A 21965-nucleotide genomic window follows, 5' to 3' on the forward strand; every position below is an offset into this window, starting at 1 on the left:
CCGGGACCGCCGTCTTGGCGGTCGGTCCCGGTCATCTCAGGACACCCGGGATCAGTGACTATCGTTCAGGCTGGCCAGGGGCTTGGGGGCATAGAGCGCGCTCTGGAACTCGGGTACGTACTCGTATTTCACCAACTTGCCCAGTTGCAGCGAACGCAGGTAGTCGGACAGGCTGCCTTGCCCGAGGATCAGGCGCGCGGCGTCGGCGCTGCTGCTGGAGGCATGGCTGGTCTGGCGCGAGGTGGCGTAGCCGTAGGCCAGCTGGCCGTTGTGGTCGAGGTTGGTGAAGCTGTTGGTCACCATGCCGACGTCGTGGGACAGGTCCGCAAGCTTGCTGCCCTTGAAGATCACGTCGACGTTGCCGGTCTGGCTGTCGATGATGTCGTAGGACAGGCTCTGGGCTTCCTCGCGGCGGGTGATGTCGGTCAGCCACTTGGGCAGGTTGTAGCCCACCACGCCACGCACCCGGGCCAGTTCGGTGTTCACCGGCAGCTTGAGCACGTAGCCCCAGAAGTCCTTGGAGATGGACTGGCCGACCAGGGTCAGGGGGCCGAGGTTGGACTTGCCCGGCTTGTTGGTGATGATCGACAAGGCAATTTCGTTGTAGCTGTCGTTGTCGCAGTAGTCGTAGGTGTAGGCGGTGAAGGCCACCAACCCGCGACCAGGCCAGACCTGCAGCGGCTGGACCTGGGCCAGCACCTCGGCCGGGATCAGCTCGCGCAAGCGTGCCAGGTCAGCGGTATAGACCGCGGTGATACGGCTGTTCTTGTAGTAGAAGTTCGGCGAGTAGGACTCGAAGCCCATGTCGACCCGGGTCTTGGCCAGTTGCTTGAACCAGCTCAGGTCCATGCCCGGCGCCTCGGCCTCGATCACCGACAGCGGCGGGTTGGAGCGATAGCGGTCGTACAGGCCGCCCTTGAGCACCGGCACCGGATGGCCGGCGATATCGATCATCGTGGTTTCGGCATGGCCCGTGGCGTCCGCCAGCACGGGACTTGCCAGAGGGGCCAGGAGTGCGCCGGCCATTGCGGTGACAGTTGCAAGTTTCACGTTCCAGTTCTCCAGAGAGTGCATCACGCTGATGAATACCCCGGGCAAGGCCGGCGTCTGTTCGCTCGATACCGGCCGGGGTGGGTAAACCCTAACGTTAAACTTAACCTTAATGTCAAGCAGGCAAATGACGGCGCTGCCGCGTGACCAGGGCGGCGTCCACCCAGCCTGCCTGCCGGGCGTTTGCGAGCCTGGTGGACTAACCTTTTGCCAGTCCCGGCACTGTGCGGAGTACGTATCGATGGCCAAGCGCATCTTGCATGTCGTCACCAACGTTGCCCATTACGCCGACCCCGGCCAACCCACCGGGTTATGGTTGGGGGAGCTGACCCATGCCTGGCAGGTGTTCGCCGCCAGGGGGCATGAGCAGCGCCTGGTCAGCCCCAGAGGCGGCGCCTCGCCCCTGGAGCCCAGGGCGTTGAAGTGGCCATTGCTCGATGGCACGGCCAAGGCCTGGCTGGAGGATCCGGCGAGCTTGCAGCGCCTGGCCCACACTGCTCATCCAGATGAGTTGCAGGGCGCGGACTTCGATGCCATCTACTTCACCGGCGGCCATGGAGTGATGTGGGACTTCCCCGACGACCCGGGCCTGCAGCGCCTGACCCGGGAGATCTTCGAGCAGGGCGGCATCGTGTCTTCGGTCTGCCACGGCTACTGCGGGTTGCTCAACACGCGGCTCAGCGACGGCCGGCTGCTGGTGGAGGGGCGCCGCCTGACTGGTTACGCCTGGATCGAGGAGGTGTTGGCGGGCGTGGCAGGCAAGGTGCCGTACAACGTCGAGCAACTGATGAAACAGCGTGGGGCACGCTACGAGAAGGCCTGGTTGCCGTTCACCACCAAGGTGGTGGTCGATGGCCGCCTGGTGACGGGGCAGAACCCGCAATCGGCCAAGGCCACGGCCGAACAAGTGGCGGCCTTGCTCTAGCCCATGGTCCCAGGCTGGAGAAGACTGGCCCGGGTGGGTTTTGCCAAGGCGGGCTACTGCGCCCGGGACGGCACGGGAGATGCAGCCCGCTATGCCCAGGCAGCCATCGAGCGTGCTTGCGTGACCAAGGCCGTGGCGCGTTTCGCTGAGCAGGTGCTGGCGGTCGAGGTCGAAGCCGGGGTGGCGGTGGGGGTGCGGACCCACCAGGGCCGGAGGTGCGCCGATGCCGTGGTGGTCGCCGCCGGCCTGGCTTCGGCACCTTTGCTGGCTCCTTTGGGGCTGCGCTTGCCGATTCACCCGGTGACGGGGTACTCGCTGTCCTATCCACTGGGCCGGATCCCGCGGCCGAGCGTCGGCGCGGTGTCGATCCTGCACAAGGTAGCCTGGGCGGCCTTCGGCCAGACCTTGCGCTTCACCGGGTTCGCCGATGTCGGGCAACCCGGACCGGGCAAGATCGAGCAGCGCTTTGCCGCCCTGCAGCGTTTCGCCGAGCAGGTCTGCCCGCAGCTGCAGGGCGTTACCGCGATGCAATGGCTCGGACAGCGGCCGATGACCCCGGACAACCTGCCGTTCCTCGGCATTTGCCAAGTGCGCAACTTGCTACTCAACTGCGGCCACGGCGCCATGGGCTGGACCATGGCCTGCGGCTCGGCGCGGATCGTCAGCGACCTGGTGGCCGGACGCCAGCCGGCAATCGACCTGGCGCCGTATCGCTGGAACCGCTATGGCCTGTTCGGGCGGCGCGGTGATCAGCGCTGGTCCAGCTCCAGATAGCGGCTGGTGCGCACGATGCGCTCGCGCTCCTGGAAACTCACCAGCTGGCTGGCCAGCGCCGAGCTGTCGCCGCTGCGCTTGATCTGCGCCAGGACTTGCTGCGTGGCATGGATGGCCGCGCGTTGCAGGTCGGAAGGAATGATCACCAGCTGATAACCCAGGGCCGCCAGTTCCTCGACCGGCATCATCGGGGTCTTGCCGCCATGGAACATGTTGATCAGCTTGGGCCCGGGGATCCGGGCAGCGATTTCGCGGATCTGCTGGAGAGTCTCCGGGGCCTCGACGAAAATCATGTCGGCACCGGCCTCGACATAACGCTGCGCCCGTTCCAGGGCGGCGTCGAAGCCTTCGACGGCGATCGCATCGGTACGGGCGATCAACACCAGGTCTGGATCGACCAGGGCCTCGCGGGCGACGCGCAGCTTGCGGCACATCTGCTCGGTATCGATCAGCGACTTGTCGTCCAGGTGCCCGCAGCGCTTGGGAAACGCCTGGTCTTCAAGGTGCAGTGCCGCCACCCCGGCACGTTCGAAGGCACGTACCGTACGTTCGACGTTGGCACTGCCGCCGAACCCGGTGTCGGCATCGGCGATCACCGGCAAAGCGCTGCCGTCGACGATCTTCTCCACGCGTTCCAGGACCTCGCTGAAGCTCAACAGGCCGATATCCGGTAGCGCCGCGGAGCGGGCGATGGCTCCACCGCTGGCGTAGACGGCTGAAAAGCCGGCCAGTTCCACCAGGCGCGCCGAGAGCCCGTCGTAGACGCCAGGGGCTACCAGGCTTTCGCCGCTGGCCAACAGATCGCGTAGTTTCCTTGTGTTTTTCATGGTGCCTCCCAGGGCTGGCGGGTGTCGTTGCTTGGATAGGCAAAGCTTGGTCCTGGGCTTTTGTTATGTCTAATATTCTAATTATCCAAAATCAGAACGTAGAACATTCCATGGAACTCCGGCACCTGCGTTACTTCGTGGCCACCGCCGAGGCCCAGAGCCTGACCAAGGCGGCCCAGGTCCTGCACATCGCCCAACCGCCGCTGGGCCAGCAGATCCGCGCACTGGAAGAGGAAATCGGCACGCCGCTGTTTCACCGCCAGGGCCGCGGCATCGTCCTCAGCGATGCCGGCAAGACCTTCCTGGTTTGTGCCCGGGACATCCTGGCCCGGGCCGAAGAGGCCAAGGTCCGGGCACTGCGTGCCGCGCGCGGGGAGATCGGCAGCCTGACCCTGGGGTTCACCGAGTCGGCCTCGTTCAACGAGGGCATGACCGCGTTGCTGCGTCTCTACCAGCAGCGCTATCGGCAGGTGCAGGTCAACCTGGTGGAGGGCAACAGCGAAACCCTGGTCGGCCGCCTGCTGGAGCGGCAGATCGATGCCGCCATCGTCCGCCCGCCTTTTGCCGGGGGTGGCGACCTGGCGTTCCAGGTCCTCAGTGAAGAACCGCTGATGGTGGTGCTGCCCGATGGCCATCCCTTGCTCGCCCGCGAGCGCCTGGATCTTGCGGACCTGCGCGATGAGCGCTTCATCCTCTATTCGCGCAAATCCGGCTACGGCCTGAGCGCCGAGATAGTCAGCGCTTGCCGGGCCCAGGGCTTCAGCCCGCTGATCCACCAGCAGGCCCCCCAAGTGTCGTCGGCGGTCAACCTGGTGTCGGCCGGCATGGGCATTGCCCTGGTGCCGGCCTCAATGCAGCGGATGGCCCGTCCCGGGCTGAACTTTCGCCAGCAGGCCCTGGAACAGCCACGGGCGACCCTGGGCCTGGTGACCCGTGCGCAAACGCCTTCTGCGGTGGTCGACGGCTTGTTGCTGTGCGCCCGGGAGATTCTTGCCGGGGGCTGATGCAGTGCCCCTGTGGCCCGCAGGCCAAGCCTCGTCATGAATCCTGCGCCGTCACTGGAGCGGGCATTGCCCAAGCGGCTGCCTCGGTGCGAATATCCAGGCCGATATCATTGTGACCTGGGGGATTTCGTCGATGAGCGTGACTGCCTCGATCTGGTTTTTCGCCGTACCGTTCGCCATTGCCGCGGCCATTCCCGGCCCGGCCCAGGCCGCGATGCTGGGGCAGGTGGTGGCGCGCGGGGCCCGTTCCACCTTGCCGTTCATCGGTGGCATGGTCCTGGGCAATGCGCTCTGGCTGCTGGTGGCCACCCTGGGCCTGGCGGCGCTGGCGCTGCGCTTCGAGTACTTGTTCATCGGCGTCAAGTGGCTCGGCGTGGCCTTCATCCTGTTCATCGCCTGGAAGCTGTGGTCGAAGAACCCCACGCAGCCCGAGGCGCTGGCGAAGCGCTCGGCCGGCCGCGGGCTGCTCGCCGGAGCGCTGCTGACCCTGAGCAACCCCAAGGCGGTGGTGTTCTTCGGCGCGGTGCTGCCCCATGCCTTCGATCTGACGGCGCTGTCCTGGCCGGAAGTGGCTTTCATCACTGCACTGGGAGTCGGCATCGACCTGAGCATCCAACTGGCGTACCTGGTGACCGGGGCGCGGATCAAGCGGGCGATCCAGTCGCCCAGGGCCATGCAGCGCCTGAACCGCACCTCGGCCGGGGTCATGACCGGTTGCGCCGGTTGGATGGCCATTTCCCGCTGAGGGCAAGCAGGCAAAGAATTCTGGCGTTCCCCTACATAAGGATATCGATACGGCATGAACAGACATTCCCACCTGCTATTGGCCATCGCCTTGCTCGGCGCCGGCACGCCGCTGCTGGCCGCCGAAGGTTTCATCGGCCAGGGTTTCGCCCAGGATCGCGGCTACGAGCCCGACGGACATGGCGGTTTCAAGGGTACGGGCAAGAACCAGGGTTCCGATTACGAGTTGCAGAAGGACGGCTCGCTCCGAGGCACCGGCAACAACTTTGGTCGCGGTTATGCTCCGGCCGACGATGGCGGGCTCAAAGGCACCGGGCTGAACAAGGGCGCCGGTTTCACCCCGGATGGTTCGGGTGGCTACACCGGTACCGGCACCAACTACGGCCAAGACTACAAGTCCGATGGCAAGGGTGCCTTCCACGGTGAAGGCAGCGCCTGGGGTGGCGGCTGGGCCTCCGATGGCAAGGGCGGCTACGAGGGGACGGGCGAGAACCGCAAGCGTGGTTATGTCTCCGATGGCCGTGGCGGATACACCGGTACAGGCAAGAACCAGGGCAGGGGGCTGGAGCCCGATGGCCGTGGCGGTTTCATCGGCACCGGAGACAATGCCGGCGGTGGCTGGGAACCGGATGGCTACGGCGGCTACAAGGGCACCGGCAACAATCGTGGAGAGCGCTGGCGCCCCGATTGACCGGCAGCGGGCCTGCCGCGTGTGTGCCGGCAGGCCTGACCTGGCCAGGCGCTGTTGCGAGTTGCAACACAGCGCTGCGCGCTGGCGTATCGCCGGCTGATGGCAAAGTGTGTATAAAGCTTCGCCCGAAGGGCTGCACCAGGCCCGCGCCCAAGGAATAGTCCCCTCCATGCTTCGGCTCTTGCTCCCCGTCCTGCTCCTGGCCCTTGCCGGTTGCGCCACCAAGCCTCCGGCCAACCCCGACAATCTCTGCGAGATCTTTCGCGAGAAGCCCAAGTGGTACGAAGCCGCGCAGAAGATGAACCAGCGCTGGGGCGCGCCGATCCAGGTGCCCATGGCCATGATGTACCAGGAGTCGTCGTTCAAGCACGACGCCTTGCCACCGCGCTACTACTTCTTGGGCTTCATTCCCTGGGGCCGGGTCAGCACCGCCTACGGCTACGCCCAGGCCAAGGATGAAACCTGGGCCGACTACAAGAAGGACGCCGGTGGCTGGGGGGCAAGCCGCGACAACTTTGCCGACGCCCTGGATTTCATGGGCTGGTACATGCAGAAGAGCTACAACGTCAACCGCACCTCCAAATGGGACGCCTACGGCCAGTACCTGAACTACCACGAAGGCTGGGGCGGTTATCGCAACCGCAGCTACGACGCCAAGCCCTGGTTGAAGAACGTATCGCTCAAGGTCCAGGCCCGGGCCTCGCTGTTCGGCGCCCAATACCGCAGCTGCGAACAGGAACTGGCCCGCGGCGGTGGCTGGTTCTGGTGAAAGCAGGGCGGGACAAGCCTCTTTCGGGCTGAGCCTTCGCTGGCTTTGCGAAACGGGTGGGGTACAGCAGACATTCGGCACTGGCCGCCCCCTACGGGGCTTCACTGACGCTCTACAGGCCCTCGGAGCCCTTTGGCCACCTGGCCCTCGCCAGACTTCCTGGCTCCGCTCATCTGCATGCGCTGGCCCACCTCAGCGACGACCCGATCATGGTGTTCATCAGCTCCCCGGGTGGCCATGTCGAATCCGGCGACATGATTTTCGATGCCATCCGCTTCATCAAGCCCAAGGTCATCACCATCGGTTCCGGCTGGGTGGCCAGTGCGGGCTCGCTGATCTATGTCGCGGCAGACAAGGAAAACCGCTACTCGTTGCCCAACACGCGTTTCTTGCTGCATCAACCCTCAGGCGGTTTCCAGGGCCGGGCCCTGGACGTGAAGATCTACGCCAAGGAAATCCTCTGGATGAAGGATCGGCTGAACAAGATCTTCGCCAAGGCCACCGGCCAGCCGCTGGAAAGAATTGCCGCCGACACCGAAAGGGATTTCTGGCTGAGTGCAGAAGAAGCCGTCGAGTATGGCCTGGTGAACAAGATCGTCACCACCGAGGCTGAAATCATCCAGTGAGTGCTGGCCGCACATTGGCAGGGACCTGAAGGCCAATACCGGCCGCGATGCAGTGGGATAGCCGGGACACTGTGCACAGTGTCCCGGGGATGAGGGAACCCGGGCGGCTAGCTCAGGCTCCTATCAGACCGCAAGCCCGTGGGAGCGCAGGCGATCCGGCAAGCCGCCAAGGTATCCGGTTCAGGGACGGTGTTGGTGTGGGGCTTGCATCGTGCGCAAGCAGCTCATTTGTCGCCGGGCCGGAGCATTGGTGGGAAACAGCGCCTGGTCCGGCTGCCATCGCGCCAGTGCACAGGCCGCGGCGATGCGCTGGCGCTGCTGGCCTCGAGCAAGGGCGTGCAAGAAGCTGCTTTCGCTCTGCTGGCGCCCCAGCATATGGCTGATACCAGTCTGCAAGCTGGCGCCATGGGTGCACCACCAAGTGGCGATTGCCGCAGGGTCCGGCCAGGGCAGGTCTTCATCGGGGTCCATCGACACATTGGGGTCTTCGGGGTCATCGTTCGGCCCGACATCGAAATCTGGTAACACCTGCAGTTCCAGGTCGAGGAGCGCCAGGTCGGCACCGGTTATCAGGCTGAAGGCCTCGCCGGCCACCCGGGCGTACGGCAGGTCGTGCATCTGCTGGATCAGCCAAGGCACGCTGAGTGGATCGCCCAGCAGGCCAATGGCCCGGATGCCGGTGCGTAGCTGCCCGGGGTTCTCTATCAGCTGGCAGATCCAGCTGATGCTGGCTTCGCGTCGTTGCCAGGCCAGCAGGACACACAGCGCACGGAACTGGAACTGACCGGGTTGCTCGGCGAACAGCCGCAAGGGTTCCAGGGCTTGTTCGTCACCCATCTGCGCGCTTGCCCAGTTCACCCAGAAGCGCGTAGCCACATCCCCATGCTGGCAGTGTCGATGGAGAGCCGGCAGCAGTTCGCGCCGTCGCAGCTCGCCGGCCGTACGGGCAGCACGTGCCAGCACGCCGGGGTCGGCATGGGCCAGAGCCGTCTGCAACGTTGGGCCGGGATCCCGCCGGTGCATACCGCAGGCCGCCAGGCCCAGACGCTGGAACAACGGCGTGGAGGACGCGAGCATGGCTTCGATCCAGGGCGACAGGTATTCCCACTCCAGCCAGCCCAGGGCCATCAGGTAACCACGCTCAGTGCCCGTCGCCCCCTTGAGGTGCTCGTTCACCCGCGCCAGGCCCTGTACATCCTGGGTCTGGAACGCCAGGACCACGCTGGCGAACATTTCACCGATGGTATCCGGGCCCAACTGTGTCAGCAGGACCTGCAAGCCAGCGGGGCCAGCGATTCGCAAGCCATCCAGATGAGCTTCGATGCGTTCGTCCAGCCGCCCCAGGTCATCCAGATCGTAGTGGGGCGCACGCACTGCGTGATCGTGGAGCAGGATGAGAAAAGCCGCTTCTTCGGCGTGTTGTTCGACCATCGAGGCAATGAATGTCATGGCGGCTACACCACCAGGCGACCGAAGAAGTAGCGCCTGCCGATTTCCAACTGCAGGGGGGAGGCCAGGTACTGGTCCAGCACGGCGCTGGCATTCAGGGGTTGGAACTGACCATGGCGGTCATAGAAGCTGGAGCAGTCGATGCCCGAGTACACCTCGAATGTGCGCCTCCAGAGCAGGAAATTGCTCCAGTCGAGCCAGGCGTCCGGGTCGTTGGGCACCAGGGCCTTTCTCATGAGCCAGGCCTGGCGGTTCACATCGACGACGGTGCCAGCGAGGATCGAGAGTCGGTCGTTGCCATGCGGCGCTTGCAGTTGCGCCAGCCGCGTATCCACGGCATGCCGGTACTGCGCGTCGTCCAGGCCGCTGTCGTAGAACTCGGGTTCGCCTTCGAGAGGGTCGAGCAGGTTGGAGATATTGGCTTCCACGGCTTCCCGGTCGGCCTGGCGCTCGAGCGCGCAGCGGGCTTCGACCATGAACGGGACCAGCCACATCACCCCCGACCACTGGGCCGCGAGGCTGGCTTCGATACGCAGGTGGTCCGGGCCCTGGATCATCAGCTCGGCGAGGAAATCCAGGTCGGACTCCAGTCCCGCATCGGCGGTCAGGCCCAGGCAGGCGCTGACCAGGGTCGGCACGCTGGCTTCATCCAGGATGACCTCCCTGAGCCGGGAGACATGGCTGAAATCCCCCCGCTTGGCGCTTTCCAGGATCGCGGCCAGGGCCATCCACGGGTCGTCGTCCTGCCAGGCGCCTGGCGCCAGCAACTGGGCGGGGGGCGCAGCGGCGAAGTGATAGCCACGGCCTTTCCAGTAGAAACAGCCTTCGAGGAAGCCGGGACGATCGATGTACTTGTAGTGGCTGGTATTCATTTTCAGGGCCTGCGCAAACTAGTGGCGCGTGAATCTTGCAATGCACTGAGTTGGGTTTCGAGCTTGGCACACTTGCGACCGGTGGGCGCCAGGTTTCCCTGTCCGGCAGGGCAGCCGCCGGCCGCCTTGGGAACCCGATGGGCGACGGGTTCTCCTGGCGGTACGCCTTGCCAGGCCATGTAGCCGGGCCTGTTCATCGCCCAGTCGTTCTCGATGTTCTTTTTCTCGCGAATGCTGGTCTTGTAGTACTTGTTGCAGCCACTGGGCGCCTTCCCGGCAGGAGGCAGTAGGTGCCTGCACTTGGGATCGGCGCGGACCTTGGCCAGCAGGCTCGCGTTCTGCGGGCTTTGCGCAGTGTCGTAGAACTCGTCTTCGGAAAGGTATTCGCCTTTCGCCTGGGCTTCACTGTGGGCTGCGCCGCCACAGCATTCACACTTGTGCTTGCCCGGCACCCTGGAGTCCTGTTGCACTGGCGCATATTTGGCCGTGTTGACCATGGGCACCGCGGCATTGGCGACCGGGCTGGCATGGTTCGACGTGGTGAGGTCGGTATGCCGGTCGATGTTCTGGCCTTCGAACAGCACATCCAGGGTCCACGAAACGAAATAGGTCTTGCCGGTGATCACATGGGTGATGATCCCGGCCCCCTGGCTGCGGGTCGCTGCCTCATCGCCCAGGGGCGAGGTCTTGTAGTAGGAAAGATTCTTCAGCATCACCTCCTTGCGCTTGATCTTCACCGTCCTGCTGCCTTTTTTCATGTCCCGGGAATAGGAGGTATCGGGATAAGGCACCGGAATCGGCCCTGCCGGAGGTGCCGGGGGCGTCAGGCACACATCCGGGAACGCGGCGATGACCTTGCCGCCGCCTGCCTTGCAGGCAATCTCGTCGCCGTTGGCGTAGACCTCGCAGCTCATGATCGACTCCCGGTTGGCCTGGCGTCGCGCACCACGGCAACTGCCCGTGCACCGCCCAAGGCGCTAGTCATGCACATCGCATTTGTTCCAGGGGCGTAGCCTTTGCGCAGCGCCTGGTCTGCAAGAATCAGCTGGATGATCCCGGCAATCGCCCCGGTATCGCCCATGGCCTCGGACCAGTGCCAGAGCGGTTGGTCCTCCTTTCTCACGACTCGTGCCAGCCGGGCCTGCATCAGGGGAAGCTCCTTGAATCCGTATTGCTCTCCAGTGGCATCGGACAGGCGCAGGTCGATTTCATGGAAACCCAGCCGGGCCTGCGCCAGCGCCGTGCGCGCGGCGGCGGCCAGACCGTCGCCGCGCAGTGGTTTGCCGGAGAGCAAAGGGGCAGGTTCCTGGCCGACACCCAGGCCCGCCACCTGCAGGCAGGTGCCAGGCAGGCTGTGGGCCTGGACCAGGATCGCCGCGGCACCCTCGCCGGGAAACAGGCCGTCCCGGTTGATCGCCGTCTTCAGCCGACGATCGCCGTCCAGCCATCGCAAGGTCGAAGCCGCCAAGAGCGAGTCGACCCCGCCCACCAGGCAGGCTGGCGCGTGCGTCTCGCGAATCAGCCGGCCAGCTTCTTCCAGGGCGTGCATGGCCGCCACATGCCCGGTCGGAATGATCCTGGAATGGCCCAGGTGGACCTGGATGCCCAGCGTGCCCGACAGCTCCTGGATAATCGTCTGGGCCAGGGCCCTGATGTTCACGCCAGGGCGCTCCGGCTCGGCCAGACACAGCAGGAAGGGTATCGCCTGCCAGTCCAGTCGCGGTGTGCCTGCCAGCAACTCGCCCAGCGCCTGCAGCATGAGATGGCACAGGCGCGCGGGGGCGGGCAGGGTCAGGTCAATACCGGGAACCTGTGCGCCAATGATGGGTTCGGCCGCGTTGTCCAGCAATGGCAGCTCCTGCAAGGCCGACAATCCGGCGCGCTTGGCGGCGCACGCGCTGGCCACGCTGGTGCCGACGGGGCAGGTCAGGCCCATGCCGGTGACGAACAGGGAGGTACCGTCCACGGGGTTTAGCTCGCCTCTGGTGCGGGTGACGATGTGGCTGTCGCCCAGTGGATCAACAAGTCCAGCGACTTGAAGTGCTGCTTGCCCTGCATGCGTCTTTCATGGGCCCGGGCTTGCTCGAAGCGCTCGAGCCTTTGCCCGACGATCACCTTGGCGACTTCCCTGATGTTGCGGCCCAGGGGCGAGGACGCCCGCCAGGTCAGGACCAGGCGTTGGGCATCGGGCTCGATCAGGATGGTATCGACCACCGCTGTGGTTTCCCGGACGTTGTCATCGTGAAAAACCACCAGCATCACAAGCTTGAGGTTGGCCGGCAGCTGGAATGCGGTCCTGCCTCGGGCATCGAGATTGAGCAGCGCCACTTCTTCCGCGCCTTGGGGGTAGTCGATCTGCTGATCCTCGGGGGCGCACTGGAAATAGTGCAGGTCGAAATCTTCCGGCAGGAAGGGAAACTGCTGGTCCAACCACGCCTGGTCGTAGGTGCCGGCCCAGTGGATGCGCTGCTGCCAGGCCCGGCCCACCGGGCCGAATGCCATGGGCCGGTAGTCGCCCCCAGGGTCGGTAACCGGGGTGTCCAGCTCCTCGCTATTGGGCAGGGGCAAACCGTGGAGTTGCTCCAACTGCGCGCCCGGATGGAAGCCAACGCCGGTGTGATTCCAGGGATACCATTTGTGTTGGCTGGCGTCGGCAGGAGTCCTGTCCACGCCACCGAATGCGTGGGCATAACTGACGGGCATCCTGGTGAACGGCGCAGGGTCGCCAACCGAACACGAGAAGGCACTGGCCTCGTAGACCCGGGGCCCGACGACCTTGAACGCCTTGACCAGGCTGCCGATCTTCAGCGCCACGTTCACCTGGGTGACGGGCTGCCCGTTGGGCGCATGGCAGTGGCCATTGAGCAGCACATCGCAGCGTGGCTTGTACAGGGCAAAGTCATTTTCGTACAACGCCGGCGACTCTCCGGGGGCGCCGGGAAAGACATCCGCCATGACCAGCGGCAACTGTTGCTCCAGCAGCCGTGGCGCATGGCCGTGGTGTTCGGGAATGCCATAGGTGCCCTTGGCGACCAGCACCAGCCACTCGCGGCCGGTCTTGTCGGTGGAGGTGGTATAGCCGGCCTCCAGACGAGTCTTGTTTATCAGTTCCATGGCCCTGTCGCCTCAGTTGATCTGCACCGATCCGCCCTTGATTCGATTGACCCCCGATGATCGACTCGACAGGTATGCACCGCGGATCAGCACCTTGCCTTCGCGGGTGAGGGTGATGCTGGCCTTGCCACAACGCAGGACGATTTCCCGTTCTGCGCAGAGTTCCAGGCGCTCGCCATCAAGATGGGCGACGGCAGGCGCCGCGCTTTCCGGCAGGCGCTGGATACGCCCGATCACCAACGGCCGGGCAAGGTCGCCAGCCTCGAACATCAGGGCTACCTGGGCACCGATGTCTTGGCGATCGAGCACCGTGGTGGTACGGGCCACCAGCCCGCTGGCGAGCGGGCAGCCGGGAAAGGCCACCACGGGGGTCTGGGCACTGGGCACATCCAGCAGTACGCCCAGCACGACCCCGTCCATCCGGGTGGGGGCGCAGGTGGCGGGAGGCAGGCATTGCACGGTCATGACGCAGGCTCCATGGCTAGTTCTGCAATATCTTCTGACCCTTGACGACGACATTCCGGCTGGCCTTGATGTGGATGGCGCCGGTGCCGTCGAGGGTGATGTTCTTGCCGCTGATTGTGATGGTGCCGTCTTTTTTCAGGGTGATGCTGGCGTCGCCCGTGGTCAGGCTGATGGAGTCGCCGGCGTCGAGGATGAAGTGCTTGCCAACGTCCAGGCGGTCGTCCTGGCCAATCTCGGTACCGCGATTGCGGGCCACGTCGCGGGATTCGTTCTGGCCGATACGGCTGCTGTGGTTACCATCGATCTCGATGCTTTCGTTGCCCTTGACGCTTTCATCGCGGTTGCCGCCAATGGCGATGCTTTCGTTGCCGCCCACGTCTTCGCTCCGGTGGCTGGCGATGGTGATGTCTTCGTTGGCGCCGACCTTTTCCGTGCGGTTGGCACCGATGGTGATGGTTTCGTTGCTGCCTACGCGCTCGGTGCGATTGACGCCGATGGTGATTTTTTCATTGTTGCCGACCTCTTCGGTACGGTTCACGCCGATGGAAATGCTCTCGTGGTTGTCCACTCTTTCGCTGCGGTCGTGCTTGACGCGCACGGTCTCGTCGTTATCGATGGTCTTGCTGCGGTCGTGGCCGACCCAATGGGTTTCGTCGTTCTCGACCTCGATGTCCTGGTTCTTCTCGGCGTGGATGAACAACTGCTCGGCGCCTTTCTTGTCCTCCATGCGGATTTCATTGAAGTTGGCCGATGAGCCGTCCTTGCTCGAGCGGCTTTTCACTCCGCTCTGGGTGGCATTGGCCGGCAGTTTGTAGGGCACGGCCTGCTCGGCGTTGTATACGCGACCGGTGATGATCGGGCGGTCGGGATCACCCTCGAGGAAGCTGACGATCACCTCCTGGCCGATCCGCGGGAGCTGGATGGCTCCCCAGTTCTTGCCGGCCCAGGCCTGGGAGACACGAATCCAGCAGGAGCTGTTTTCGTTGGACTGGTCATGACGATCCCAATGGAAATGCACCTTGACCCGACCGTACTGGTCGGTCCAGATTTCCTCGCCATCGGGGCCGACCACCACTGCTGTCTGGGGGCCGCGGACAACGGGCATCGGGGTCAGATGCAGGGGCCGGAAGACTTGGTTGGCGTCCATGCAGTCCAGTTCGCTGAGGAATGGCTCGGCCAGTTCCGCTTGCCCGCTTTCATAGGCTTCCTGACGGATCTGGTATCGGGCGATCACCACCAGGTATTCGCGGTTCTGATCGGCACGGTCGTAGCCTGTCAGCTTGAACAGGTGGCCTGAACCCAAGCCACGGGCCCGCCCGCGCAGCTGCACGCGTTCGAACTGGCTGTGAATGGCCTCGATGCGGGTGCGGGCGTAATGCTCGCCATCGTTGCTTTGCAGGTATTCGCCGGGATAGTCGTAGAGCGAGTGGTCGCTGTTGCTGTGGTTGCGCGGCACACTGGAGCGGACTTCGAGGCTCGCGCGCGGACGCAGGAAGTCGTAGTCGTTCAACGCCAGCGAGCCGGATTGTACTTCCCGTGCCAGTTGCCAGTCGTAGAAGTGGTCACGCTCGCGCATCTGCTGGTCGGATGGATAGAAGGGCACTGACGTGTAGCCTGGCGCGGCGCCATGGGCGCCGTAGGCATCGGCCAGCACCAGTACGTGGCGGTCCTTCTCATGGCGAAAGTAATAATAGATGCCTTCCTGCTCCATCAGCCTGCTGACGAAGTCGAAGCTGGTCTCGCGGTACTGCACGCAGTATTCCCATTGGCGATAGTTGGTGCTCAGGCTGTCTTCGAAATCGGAGAAGCCCAGGTCGCGAAACACCTGCTTGATGATGTCCGGCACGTTCTGGTTCTGGAAGATCCGGCAGTCCGAGGTCCGGGTGAGCAACCAGAACCAGGGCCGCAGGGTGACGCGATAACTCGCGAACTGACCATGCCCGGTCAGTTGCCGGCAACCGCAGGCGATGCCGTGGAAGTAGCGCCTGCCGCCTTCGGGCAGTTCCAGGCCCAGGCACATCGGTTTGCCCAGCAACTGGTCGAACCTGATCGCACGGTCCTCGGAGGTGAGGTCCAATTCGTAGTGGAACAACCGCCCCAGTTCTTCACTGCCCTCCATGCCCTGCAACAGCAGGACGTTTTCGCCAAGGGGACTATCGACTTGTACTAGGCGGGTGCTTTGCGTGATGGGCATGCACGGCTTCCTCTGGCAGGTCTCGGGACGTCAGTCGGCCGTCGGGGAGCAGGGCAGGAGTAGAAGAGGGGAGCCGTGTTCGGCGTCGTTATCGTTATTCATCCGCACAGGGGATCTCCGTATCGTCCGTGTCATCTGCACCTGAAGTTTTAGCGCTATTGGCCGGCTGTCAAGAAACGCTCCTGTTCCAGGGGCGGCCACTGCCTCGGTGCAGGTCCGCTGCCCAGTGATCGCCTGCTTAGTCTGTTTGGCTATTGAAATTATTTCCAAGGCCGATAGATGGCGGTTGGCCCGCTGTTGCCAAGGGTCGCCGCCCTGTAAAGAAAGAGGAGCCGGGAGCAGGGGCGGCTCCCGGCAAGGACTGGCTCCAGGCCAGGTGGCCCGCGCAGAACGCGGGGGCGGCGGGGGATGGTGGCCAACCCGGGAGGGCTGGCCCGTGTCGATCAGACCGCAAGCCCGTGGGAGCGCAGCCAGGCGTCCAGTGCCAGCGCAGTTTCCAGGCCATGCCGGCTCATCTGCGTATTGAAGTAGCCCTCGGGCTGGCGCAGTTCCTCGGTGACATGAGCGTGGGAGACGATGCCGAACACCGGGTTGCCGACGTCCTGCAGCAATTGCTCGGTGCTGCGGCGCAGGAAGCGTTCATAGCCCAGGTTCGCCGAAGTCGGATAGGGGCTTTTCCTGCGCTTGAGCACCGCCTCTGGAACATAGTCGGCACAGGCCTGCTTGAGCAGCCACTTCTCCTGGCCGTCCTTGCTCTTGATCGACCACGGCACGTTGTAGACGTACTCGACCAGTTGGTGATCGGTGAACGGCACACGTACCTCCAGGCTGTTGCACATGCTCAGGCGGTCCTTGCGATCGAGCAGGATCACCATCCAGCGTTTCAGGTGCATGTGGCAAATCTCGCGCATCCGCCGTTCCTGCGGGCTGTCCTGGGCCAGGTGCTCGACCTGGCGCAGGGCATCGTCGTAGCTCGCCTGCTGGTACTTGGCCAGGTCGCACCGGCGGGTGAAATCCGGGTTGATGAAACCCGCCTGCAAGTGCACCCGCGATGCCCAGGGAAAGTTCGCGCTGGCCACGACCTTAGGATCACGGAACCAGCTATAGCCGCCGAACACCTCATCGGCGCCTTCGCCGGAGATGGCCACCGTGGAGTGCTTGCGGATCTCCCTGAACATCAGGTTCAGGGAGGTATCCATGTCGCCGAAGGTGAGCGGCACGTCCTTGGCCCGGAACACCTCGCGGCGGGCCAGGTCGCTGACAAGCTCCGCGTTGTCGATAAGCACGGTCTGGTGCTGGCTGCCTATGGCTTTTGCGGCCAGCAAGGCAAAGGGCTGGTCCAGGTCGGGACGTAGATCGTCGCTCTTGAAATGCTCGGCCTGGCCGGTGAAGTCCAGGGAGAAGGAATTGATATCACCGCCGGTCCTGGCCTTTTCCAGACGCTGGGCGATCGCCGTGAGGGTGGTGGAGTCGAGCCCGCCGGACAGCAGCGAGCACACGGGAACGTCGGCATGCAACTGGGTCCCCAGCGCCTGGGTGACCAGCTCGCGAGTCTTGTGCACCGTGGTCTGCACATCGTCCTGGTGCTCCTGGCGGCGTACCTCCCAGTAGTTGCGCAGTTTTATCGGTCCATTGGGACGCCAGGACAGGAGATGGCCGGGAAGCAGCTCCATCAGGTGCCTGAACGGGGTCTGGTCGGTGCCCTTGGACAGCGTGAGCACATCGGCCAGCCCGGTGGTTTCCAGGGTCGCGGTGAATTCCGGGTGAGCCAGGATGGCCTTGATCTCCGAGGCGAAGAGCAGGCCATCGCGATGCCGAGCGTAGAACAGCGGCTTGATTCCCAGGCGATCGCGGACCAGCAACAGGTGGCCATCGCGCCCGTCGAACAGGGCGAAGGCGAACATGCCGGTGAGGTATTCGCAGCAGCGCTCGCCCCATTGCAGGTAGGCATGCAGCACGACTTCGGTGTCGCTGCGGGTCTGGAACTCATGCCCCAGTTGCCGCAGCTGCTCGCGTAACGCGTCGTGGTTGTAGACCTCGCCGGTGTAGACCAGCGCGACCTCCTGGCCATCGGCGAAACGATAGATCATCGGCTGGACGCCACCGTCCAGATCGATGACCGCCAGCCGCCGGTGCCCCAGAAGGGCATGCCGATGCTTCCATGTTCCCTCGGCATCAGGCCCGCGAAACGCGAGCGTATTGGTCATGGCGCGAATTGCAGGATTTTCCCCTTCGAGCCTGCGCGTATAGTCTACCCATCCTGTGAGACCACACATTTAGCAACTCCTCTGATTTATCAATGAGCCGCGTGAGGATGGCCGGAAAGACTTCCATGACGCATGTCGGATAAACCGCAGTGTCTTGCCCCCAGTGCCAATCCATCGCGCGGTAGATCCCGTACCAACACTTGCCTTATTCAGGGTTGCAGGCGTCGTACCTCCCAGCCCTTGTCACTGCGGTCATAGCGCAAGCGTTCATGCAGGCGCTCCTGGCCGTTGCCCCAGAACTCCACGGACTCCAGCCGCAGCTCGAACACGCAGTAACCTGCGGGCCGCGGCAACGGCCCCGAGACCTGCGCCAGCTCCCGGGCGGCGTCGCGCATGGCCTGGATATCCAGCAGTTCCTCGCTTTGGCGCGATACCGAGGACATCGGATGCGTGGCATAGGGCCGGTTCAACCAGGCCTCGTCGGCCTTGGCATCCGGCAAGCGCACCGCCCGGCCGTTGAGGATGATTTGCTGGCTGGTCTCGCGCCAATACAGGACTCCCGAGGCCCAGGGGTTCTGGGTCAGCTCGCGGCCTTTCTGGCTGCCGGCATGGGTGCTGAACAGCAGGCCGGTGTCGGTGATCTCGCTGATCACCACGATCCGGGTCGAAGGCCGGCCCTGGTTGTCGGCGGTGGCCAGGGCCAGCGCCTTGGGTTCACGGATGCCGACGCGGCGGGCGCGTTCGAGCCAGTTGCGCAACACGCCCATGGGCTCGTCCGGCAGGCTCTGGAACTCGGGGAACGGCGCATCCAGGGTACCGGTGAGGGACTCCGACATACCGCTGCCCAACAGAGGCTTGCCTTGTAGTGGATTGTTCATAGCACGATGGTCCCCCGCCCGAAGAGCACGCCATTACCGGAAACTTCGACTCGCTTGAGCTGCTCGGCCCGGCCTTCGGCCCTGGCGAACATCAGTGAAGGTCGACCGATCTCCACGCCCTGGAGAATCTCCACCTGCTGGCCGAACGGCAACTGGCCGTGGCGAGCCAGGTGGATGGCCAGTGGCCCGGCGGCCGAGCCAGTGGCGGCATCCTCCACCACGCCATAGGCCGGCGAGAACATCCGGCTGCGCCAGCGCCGCCCGGAACCGGCAAAGCAGTTGATGGCCATGTCGTGGAAGTTCGACAAGGCGCGGTGATCGGGATGCAGGGCGGACAACGCCTCGATGCTCGGCAGGCCGACGAACACGTGGCGCGGGCCGTTGTGATAGATCTCGATGGGAAAGGTCGAGGACTCGATGCCCAGGGCCTTGAGCAACTCGGCATCGCGGCCCAGGGCCGACCAGGTGGGAATCGGCTGGTCCATGCTGGCGGCGATCACGCTGCCGTTCTGGCGTTCCAGCTCGAAGGCGATGGTGCCCATCTGGGTTTCCAGGTACAGCCGGTGATTCTCGGTATGGGCGCCCAGGGCGATGGCGGTGCCCAATAGCGGGTGGCCGGCGAAGGGCAGTTCGTTGACCGGGGTGAAGATCCTGACCAGCCAGTCGCCGCTGTTGCGCGGCTTGAGCACGAAAGTGGTTTCCGAGAGGTTCATTTCCCGGGCGATGCGCTGCATCTGGGTAGCGCTCAGGTCGTCGGCGTTGAAGAACACCGCGACCGGATTGCCTTCCAGCGGGGTGCTGGCAAAGGCGTCGATGATGACGTATTCGTGCATGGGTTATCTCCGGGCCGCCGAAGCGTTGCTGTCGGCGGGGGTATTGATGAGGGCATGGCGCAGCAGGTCGGCCATGATCCGCGGGCCTTCCTGGGTCAACAGCGACTCGGCGTGGAACTGCATCGAGGCGAACGCCGGCCCGCGCAAGGCATGTACCTCGCCGGTCTCGCTGTCGCGGCTGATCTCGATGGTGCCGACGCCTTCGACATCCAGGCGACTGCTCGTGCTCTGGGCCGCGAAGGTGTTGTAGAAGCCTACCCGCTCGGGGTTGCCGAACAGGTCGATCTGCTTCTGCACGCCCTGGTTGGGGATCTCCCGGCGCTGCAGCTCCAGGCCCAGGCACAGGCTCAGGACCTGGTGGCTCAGGCACACCGCGACGAAGGGCCGCTGCTCAGTGAGCAGGGTGCGGATGGCCAGGTGCAGGTGGTTGATCTTCGGCTGCTGGATCTCGCTGGGGTTGCCGGGGCCGGGGCCCATGATCACCAGGTCGTAGCCGTCGAAGCTGTACTCGTCGTTGAAGCTGCGCACGGTCACCAGCAACCCCAGGGACCGCAGCTGCTTGGCGATCATCGAGGTGAAGGTATCTTCGGCATCGACGATCAGCACCTGGCGCCCGTTGAAGTCGCTTTGCACCTGCTGGCGCTGCTGGCTGTCCATCAGCCAGAAATCCGAGACATAGGCGTTGCGGCTGGCCAGGGCGGCGCGCACTTGCAGGTGGTCGCCAAAGCGCGAGGGGGTCTGGTTCTTCAGTGCGGCGATCAGGCCGGCGGCCTTGGCCCGGCTTTCCGCGGCTTCGCCCAGCGGGTCGGAATGACGGACGATGGTCGAGCCGACGCTGATGCGCACCTGGCCCTGGTCATCGATGTCGGCGGTACGGATCAGGATCGCCGAGTCCAGGGACCGTCCGCCCTTGCCGTCATTGCCGATCAACGCCGCCATGCCGCTGTAGTAGCCACGCCCTTGGGGCTCGTAGCGCCGGATCACCCGGCAGGCGCTTTCCAGCGGGCTGCCGGTGACCGTCGGCGCGAACAGGGTCTCGCGCAGGATGTCGCGCACATCGCGGCGGGTCTTGCCCTCGATGAAGTACTCGGTGTGGGCCAGGTGGGCCATTTCCTTGAGGTACGGACCACGGACGTGGCCGCCGTCCTCGCAGATCAGCGCCATCATCTTCAGTTCTTCGTCCACCACCATGTACAGCTCTTCGGCTTCCTTGCGGTTGGCCAGGAACTCCATGACTTCGGCCAGGCTGGGGCCGGCGGGCGGATAGCGGTAGGTGCCGCTGATGGGATTCATCACCGCCAGGCCATCCTTGACGCTGATGTGGCGCTCGGGCGAGGCACCGACGAAGGTCCGCTCGCCGGTGTGGATGATAAAGGTCCAGTAGGAGCCTTTTTCCCGTTCCAGCAGGTGCCGGAAGAACGACAGGGCCTTGGTCGGGCCGTAGTCGCTGATCTCCGCCAGGAAGGTGCGCTTGATCACGAAGTTGGCGCCTTCCCCTGAGCCGATTTCGTTGGCGATCACCTGGCTGACGATCTCGGCGTAGCTTTCGTCGCTCAGGTCGAAGCGCTCGCTGTCCAGCTGGATCGGCTCATCGGGCAGCAGCTGCAGCAACTGCTCGATGCCGATGGATTGCTGCTCGGTGATGTTCATTGCCAGGAGCGGCGACTGGTCGTCCACGGCCTCGAAGCCGCGCTCGGCGATCTGCCGATAGGGGATCAGCGTCAGCACGTCCAGGCGCGGTGCGCCGATGGTGGTGGCGGGCAGCTCGATATCCGCCAAGTGGCGGGGTTCCGACATCTTGCCCACCAGGACGTCCAGCAATCCCGGGCCAGTGGCCTCCGGACGGTAGAGCAGGGCAAAGGGCCCGGGGGCCGGTTGCAGGATACGTTCGATCAGCGGGGCGCTGGCCTGGTTCATAGCAGCACCTCATCGGTGGTCACGACCATGGCGCAGCGGCTGGCGGCGTATTCGATGGCCATCCAGTGGTGCTCCTTGCTGAAGTCGGCGATCGCATCGGCCACCAGGAACGGCTGGATGTCGTTGGAATAGGCATCCACTGTGGAAATCAATACTCCCACGTGGGCGTACACCCCGCAGAGGATCAGTTGGTCACGACCGCTCTCGCGCATGCGCTCGAGCAGGTCGGAATTGAAGAACGCGCTGTAGCGCCACTTGGTCAGCAGCCAGTCGCCGGGACGGGGCGCCAGGGCGTCGACCACCTCGCGATCGCCGGGGCTGGCCTGCATGCCCGGCCCCCAGAAGTCCTTGAGCAATCCTCGTTGCTCTTCGCTCATGCTCCCGGGTTGGGCGGTGTAGGCCACCGGGATCTGGTTATCGGCGGCCCACTGGCGAATGCGTGCGGCATTGCCGACGACGCTTTCGCGCAGGGTCTCGGGCAAGGGCCGCAGGAAATAGCGCTGCATGTCATGTACCAGCAGTACGGCGCGTTCGGGGTCTATATGCCATTGCGCGAGATTGACGGGCAGGTCGCGGGAAGTGGGCAGGGCATAGGGAATGATCGATGGAATGCCGGTCATGGCGAC

Annotated in this window: 20 protein-coding genes and 1 pseudogene; 7 read left to right on the forward strand and 14 right to left on the reverse strand. The window is 64.5% G+C overall.

What is annotated here, in order from left to right; all coding sequences use genetic code 11:
- Window positions 1-51 precede the first annotated feature (51 nt).
- Window positions 52-1050, reverse strand: a complete 999-nt coding sequence (locus AC3WK8_RS18690) for an acetoacetate decarboxylase (ADC) (RefSeq protein WP_178088033.1) — start codon at window positions 1048-1050, stop codon at window positions 52-54.
- A gap of 241 nt (window positions 1051-1291) precedes the next feature.
- Here AC3WK8_RS18690 and AC3WK8_RS18695 point away from each other — a divergent pair, with 241 nt between their 5' ends.
- Both AC3WK8_RS18695 and AC3WK8_RS18700 read left to right on the forward strand, forming a co-directional pair.
- The gene (locus tag AC3WK8_RS18695) at window positions 1292-1975 is read left to right on the forward strand and encodes a type 1 glutamine amidotransferase domain-containing protein (RefSeq protein ID WP_022640966.1); all 684 of its coding nucleotides are present in this window, start codon (window positions 1292-1294) and stop codon (window positions 1973-1975) included.
- Window positions 1976-2008: 33 nt separating this feature from the next.
- Window positions 2009-2749: an FAD-dependent oxidoreductase gene (locus tag AC3WK8_RS18700; protein ID WP_158250057.1), complete on the forward strand. Its 741-nt coding sequence runs from the start codon at window positions 2009-2011 to the stop codon at window positions 2747-2749.
- Here AC3WK8_RS18700 and AC3WK8_RS18705 read toward each other — a convergent pair.
- Window positions 2725-3576 carry an isocitrate lyase/PEP mutase family protein gene (locus tag AC3WK8_RS18705; RefSeq protein WP_103325502.1) on the reverse strand — a complete coding sequence of 284 codons (852 nt, stop codon included), beginning with the start codon at window positions 3574-3576 and terminating at the stop codon, window positions 2725-2727. The two genes, AC3WK8_RS18700 and AC3WK8_RS18705, sit on opposite strands and share 25 nt — an antisense overlap.
- A 110-nt stretch (window positions 3577-3686) precedes the next feature.
- On the opposite strand from AC3WK8_RS18705, the gene AC3WK8_RS18710 reads away from it, so the two are divergent.
- The 5 genes and pseudogenes from AC3WK8_RS18710 to AC3WK8_RS18730 form a co-directional block, all read left to right on the forward strand.
- The gene (locus AC3WK8_RS18710; RefSeq protein ID WP_103325501.1) at window positions 3687-4580 is read left to right on the forward strand and encodes a LysR family transcriptional regulator; all 894 of its coding nucleotides are present in this window, start codon (window positions 3687-3689) and stop codon (window positions 4578-4580) included.
- Between the two features lie 133 nt (window positions 4581-4713).
- Entirely contained in the window at window positions 4714-5325 is a 612-nt protein-coding gene (locus AC3WK8_RS18715) for a LysE family translocator (protein ID WP_085599401.1), read from the forward strand.
- Window positions 5326-5379: 54 nt separating this feature from the next.
- Window positions 5380-6015: a hypothetical protein gene (locus tag AC3WK8_RS18720; RefSeq protein ID WP_085599399.1), complete on the forward strand. Its 636-nt coding sequence runs from the start codon at window positions 5380-5382 to the stop codon at window positions 6013-6015.
- A 169-nt stretch (window positions 6016-6184) separates the two neighbouring features.
- The gene (locus tag AC3WK8_RS18725) at window positions 6185-6784 is read left to right on the forward strand and encodes a transglycosylase SLT domain-containing protein (RefSeq protein ID WP_053129805.1); all 600 of its coding nucleotides are present in this window, start codon (window positions 6185-6187) and stop codon (window positions 6782-6784) included.
- A 173-nt stretch (window positions 6785-6957) separates the two neighbouring features.
- Window positions 6958-7410, forward strand: a pseudogene (locus AC3WK8_RS18730) (ATP-dependent Clp protease proteolytic subunit); the annotation flags it as partial.
- 180 nt (window positions 7411-7590) lie between these two features.
- Here AC3WK8_RS18730 and AC3WK8_RS18735 read toward each other — a convergent pair.
- From AC3WK8_RS18735 to AC3WK8_RS18790, 12 genes are all read right to left on the reverse strand, one after another.
- Window positions 7591-8859, reverse strand: coding sequence for a TIGR02270 family protein (locus AC3WK8_RS18735; RefSeq protein ID WP_103325499.1), 1269 nt, complete (start codon window positions 8857-8859; stop codon window positions 7591-7593).
- Between the two features lie 5 nt (window positions 8860-8864).
- Window positions 8865-9731, reverse strand: coding sequence for a hypothetical protein (locus tag AC3WK8_RS18740; protein WP_178088032.1), 867 nt, complete (start codon window positions 9729-9731; stop codon window positions 8865-8867).
- A 2-nt stretch (window positions 9732-9733) separates the two neighbouring features.
- Window positions 9734-10645 carry a DUF4150 domain-containing protein gene (locus AC3WK8_RS18745; protein ID WP_103325498.1) on the reverse strand — a complete coding sequence of 304 codons (912 nt, stop codon included), beginning with the start codon at window positions 10643-10645 and terminating at the stop codon, window positions 9734-9736.
- On the reverse strand, window positions 10642-11697 hold the full coding sequence (locus AC3WK8_RS18750; protein WP_085599391.1) for a 3-oxoacyl-ACP synthase: 1056 nt from the start codon (window positions 11695-11697) through the stop codon (window positions 10642-10644). The genes AC3WK8_RS18745 and AC3WK8_RS18750 overlap by 4 nt, the downstream gene beginning before the upstream one ends.
- A 5-nt stretch (window positions 11698-11702) precedes the next feature.
- Window positions 11703-12845, reverse strand: a complete 1143-nt coding sequence (locus AC3WK8_RS18755) for a DUF2169 family type VI secretion system accessory protein (protein ID WP_103325497.1) — start codon at window positions 12843-12845, stop codon at window positions 11703-11705.
- A gap of 12 nt (window positions 12846-12857) precedes the next feature.
- A complete protein-coding gene (locus AC3WK8_RS18760; RefSeq protein WP_103325496.1) occupies window positions 12858-13310 on the reverse strand; it encodes a DUF6484 domain-containing protein in 453 nt (150 codons plus the stop codon).
- Between the two features lie 16 nt (window positions 13311-13326).
- Complete coding sequence (locus AC3WK8_RS18765) at window positions 13327-15504, reverse strand: type VI secretion system Vgr family protein (protein WP_103325495.1); 2178 nt, start codon at window positions 15502-15504, stop codon at window positions 13327-13329.
- Window positions 15505-15947: 443 nt separating this feature from the next.
- Entirely contained in the window at window positions 15948-17780 is a 1833-nt protein-coding gene (gene asnB / locus AC3WK8_RS18770) for an asparagine synthase (glutamine-hydrolyzing) (RefSeq protein WP_103325494.1), read from the reverse strand.
- 140 nt (window positions 17781-17920) lie between these two features.
- A complete protein-coding gene (gene phzG / locus AC3WK8_RS18775; protein ID WP_085599380.1) occupies window positions 17921-18589 on the reverse strand; it encodes a phenazine biosynthesis FMN-dependent oxidase PhzG in 669 nt (222 codons plus the stop codon).
- Window positions 18586-19422 (reverse strand): PhzF family phenazine biosynthesis protein, encoded by an 837-nt coding sequence (locus AC3WK8_RS18780; RefSeq protein WP_022640949.1) that lies wholly within the window; start codon window positions 19420-19422, stop codon window positions 18586-18588. The genes phzG and AC3WK8_RS18780 overlap by 4 nt, the downstream gene beginning before the upstream one ends.
- Window positions 19423-19425: 3 nt before the next feature.
- Window positions 19426-21339 (reverse strand): anthranilate synthase family protein, encoded by a 1914-nt coding sequence (locus AC3WK8_RS18785; protein ID WP_103325493.1) that lies wholly within the window; start codon window positions 21337-21339, stop codon window positions 19426-19428.
- Window positions 21336-21959 (reverse strand): isochorismatase family protein, encoded by a 624-nt coding sequence (locus AC3WK8_RS18790; protein WP_022640947.1) that lies wholly within the window; start codon window positions 21957-21959, stop codon window positions 21336-21338. The genes AC3WK8_RS18785 and AC3WK8_RS18790 overlap by 4 nt, the downstream gene beginning before the upstream one ends.
- Window positions 21960-21965: the final 6 nt, after the last annotated feature.

The organism is Pseudomonas sp. FW507-12TSA, assembly GCF_058781435.1.

Coding starts and splice junctions, on each gene's coding strand:
- AC3WK8_RS18695 (WP_022640966.1), top strand. CDS start 1,292: ATGGCCAAGCGCATCTTGCATGTCGTCACCAACGTTGCCCATTACGCC.
- AC3WK8_RS18705 (WP_103325502.1), bottom strand. CDS start 3,576: ATGAAAAACACAAGGAAACTACGCGATCTGTTGGCCAGCGGCGAAAGC.
- AC3WK8_RS18710 (WP_103325501.1), top strand. CDS start 3,687: ATGGAACTCCGGCACCTGCGTTACTTCGTGGCCACCGCCGAGGCCCAG.
- AC3WK8_RS18715 (WP_085599401.1), top strand. CDS start 4,714: ATGAGCGTGACTGCCTCGATCTGGTTTTTCGCCGTACCGTTCGCCATT.
- AC3WK8_RS18720 (WP_085599399.1), top strand. CDS start 5,380: ATGAACAGACATTCCCACCTGCTATTGGCCATCGCCTTGCTCGGCGCC.
- AC3WK8_RS18725 (WP_053129805.1), top strand. CDS start 6,185: ATGCTTCGGCTCTTGCTCCCCGTCCTGCTCCTGGCCCTTGCCGGTTGC.
- AC3WK8_RS18735 (WP_103325499.1), bottom strand. CDS start 8,859: ATGACATTCATTGCCTCGATGGTCGAACAACACGCCGAAGAAGCGGCT.
- AC3WK8_RS18740 (WP_178088032.1), bottom strand. CDS start 9,731: ATGAATACCAGCCACTACAAGTACATCGATCGTCCCGGCTTCCTCGAA.
- AC3WK8_RS18745 (WP_103325498.1), bottom strand. CDS start 10,645: ATGAGCTGCGAGGTCTACGCCAACGGCGACGAGATTGCCTGCAAGGCA.
- AC3WK8_RS18755 (WP_103325497.1), bottom strand. CDS start 12,845: ATGGAACTGATAAACAAGACTCGTCTGGAGGCCGGCTATACCACCTCC.
- AC3WK8_RS18760 (WP_103325496.1), bottom strand. CDS start 13,310: ATGACCGTGCAATGCCTGCCTCCCGCCACCTGCGCCCCCACCCGGATG.
- AC3WK8_RS18765 (WP_103325495.1), bottom strand. CDS start 15,504: ATGCCCATCACGCAAAGCACCCGCCTAGTACAAGTCGATAGTCCCCTT.
- asnB (WP_103325494.1), bottom strand. CDS start 17,780: ATGTGTGGTCTCACAGGATGGGTAGACTATACGCGCAGGCTCGAAGGG.
- phzG (WP_085599380.1), bottom strand. CDS start 18,589: ATGAACAATCCACTACAAGGCAAGCCTCTGTTGGGCAGCGGTATGTCG.
- AC3WK8_RS18780 (WP_022640949.1), bottom strand. CDS start 19,422: ATGCACGAATACGTCATCATCGACGCCTTTGCCAGCACCCCGCTGGAA.
- AC3WK8_RS18785 (WP_103325493.1), bottom strand. CDS start 21,339: ATGAACCAGGCCAGCGCCCCGCTGATCGAACGTATCCTGCAACCGGCC.
- AC3WK8_RS18790 (WP_022640947.1), bottom strand. CDS start 21,959: ATGACCGGCATTCCATCGATCATTCCCTATGCCCTGCCCACTTCCCGC.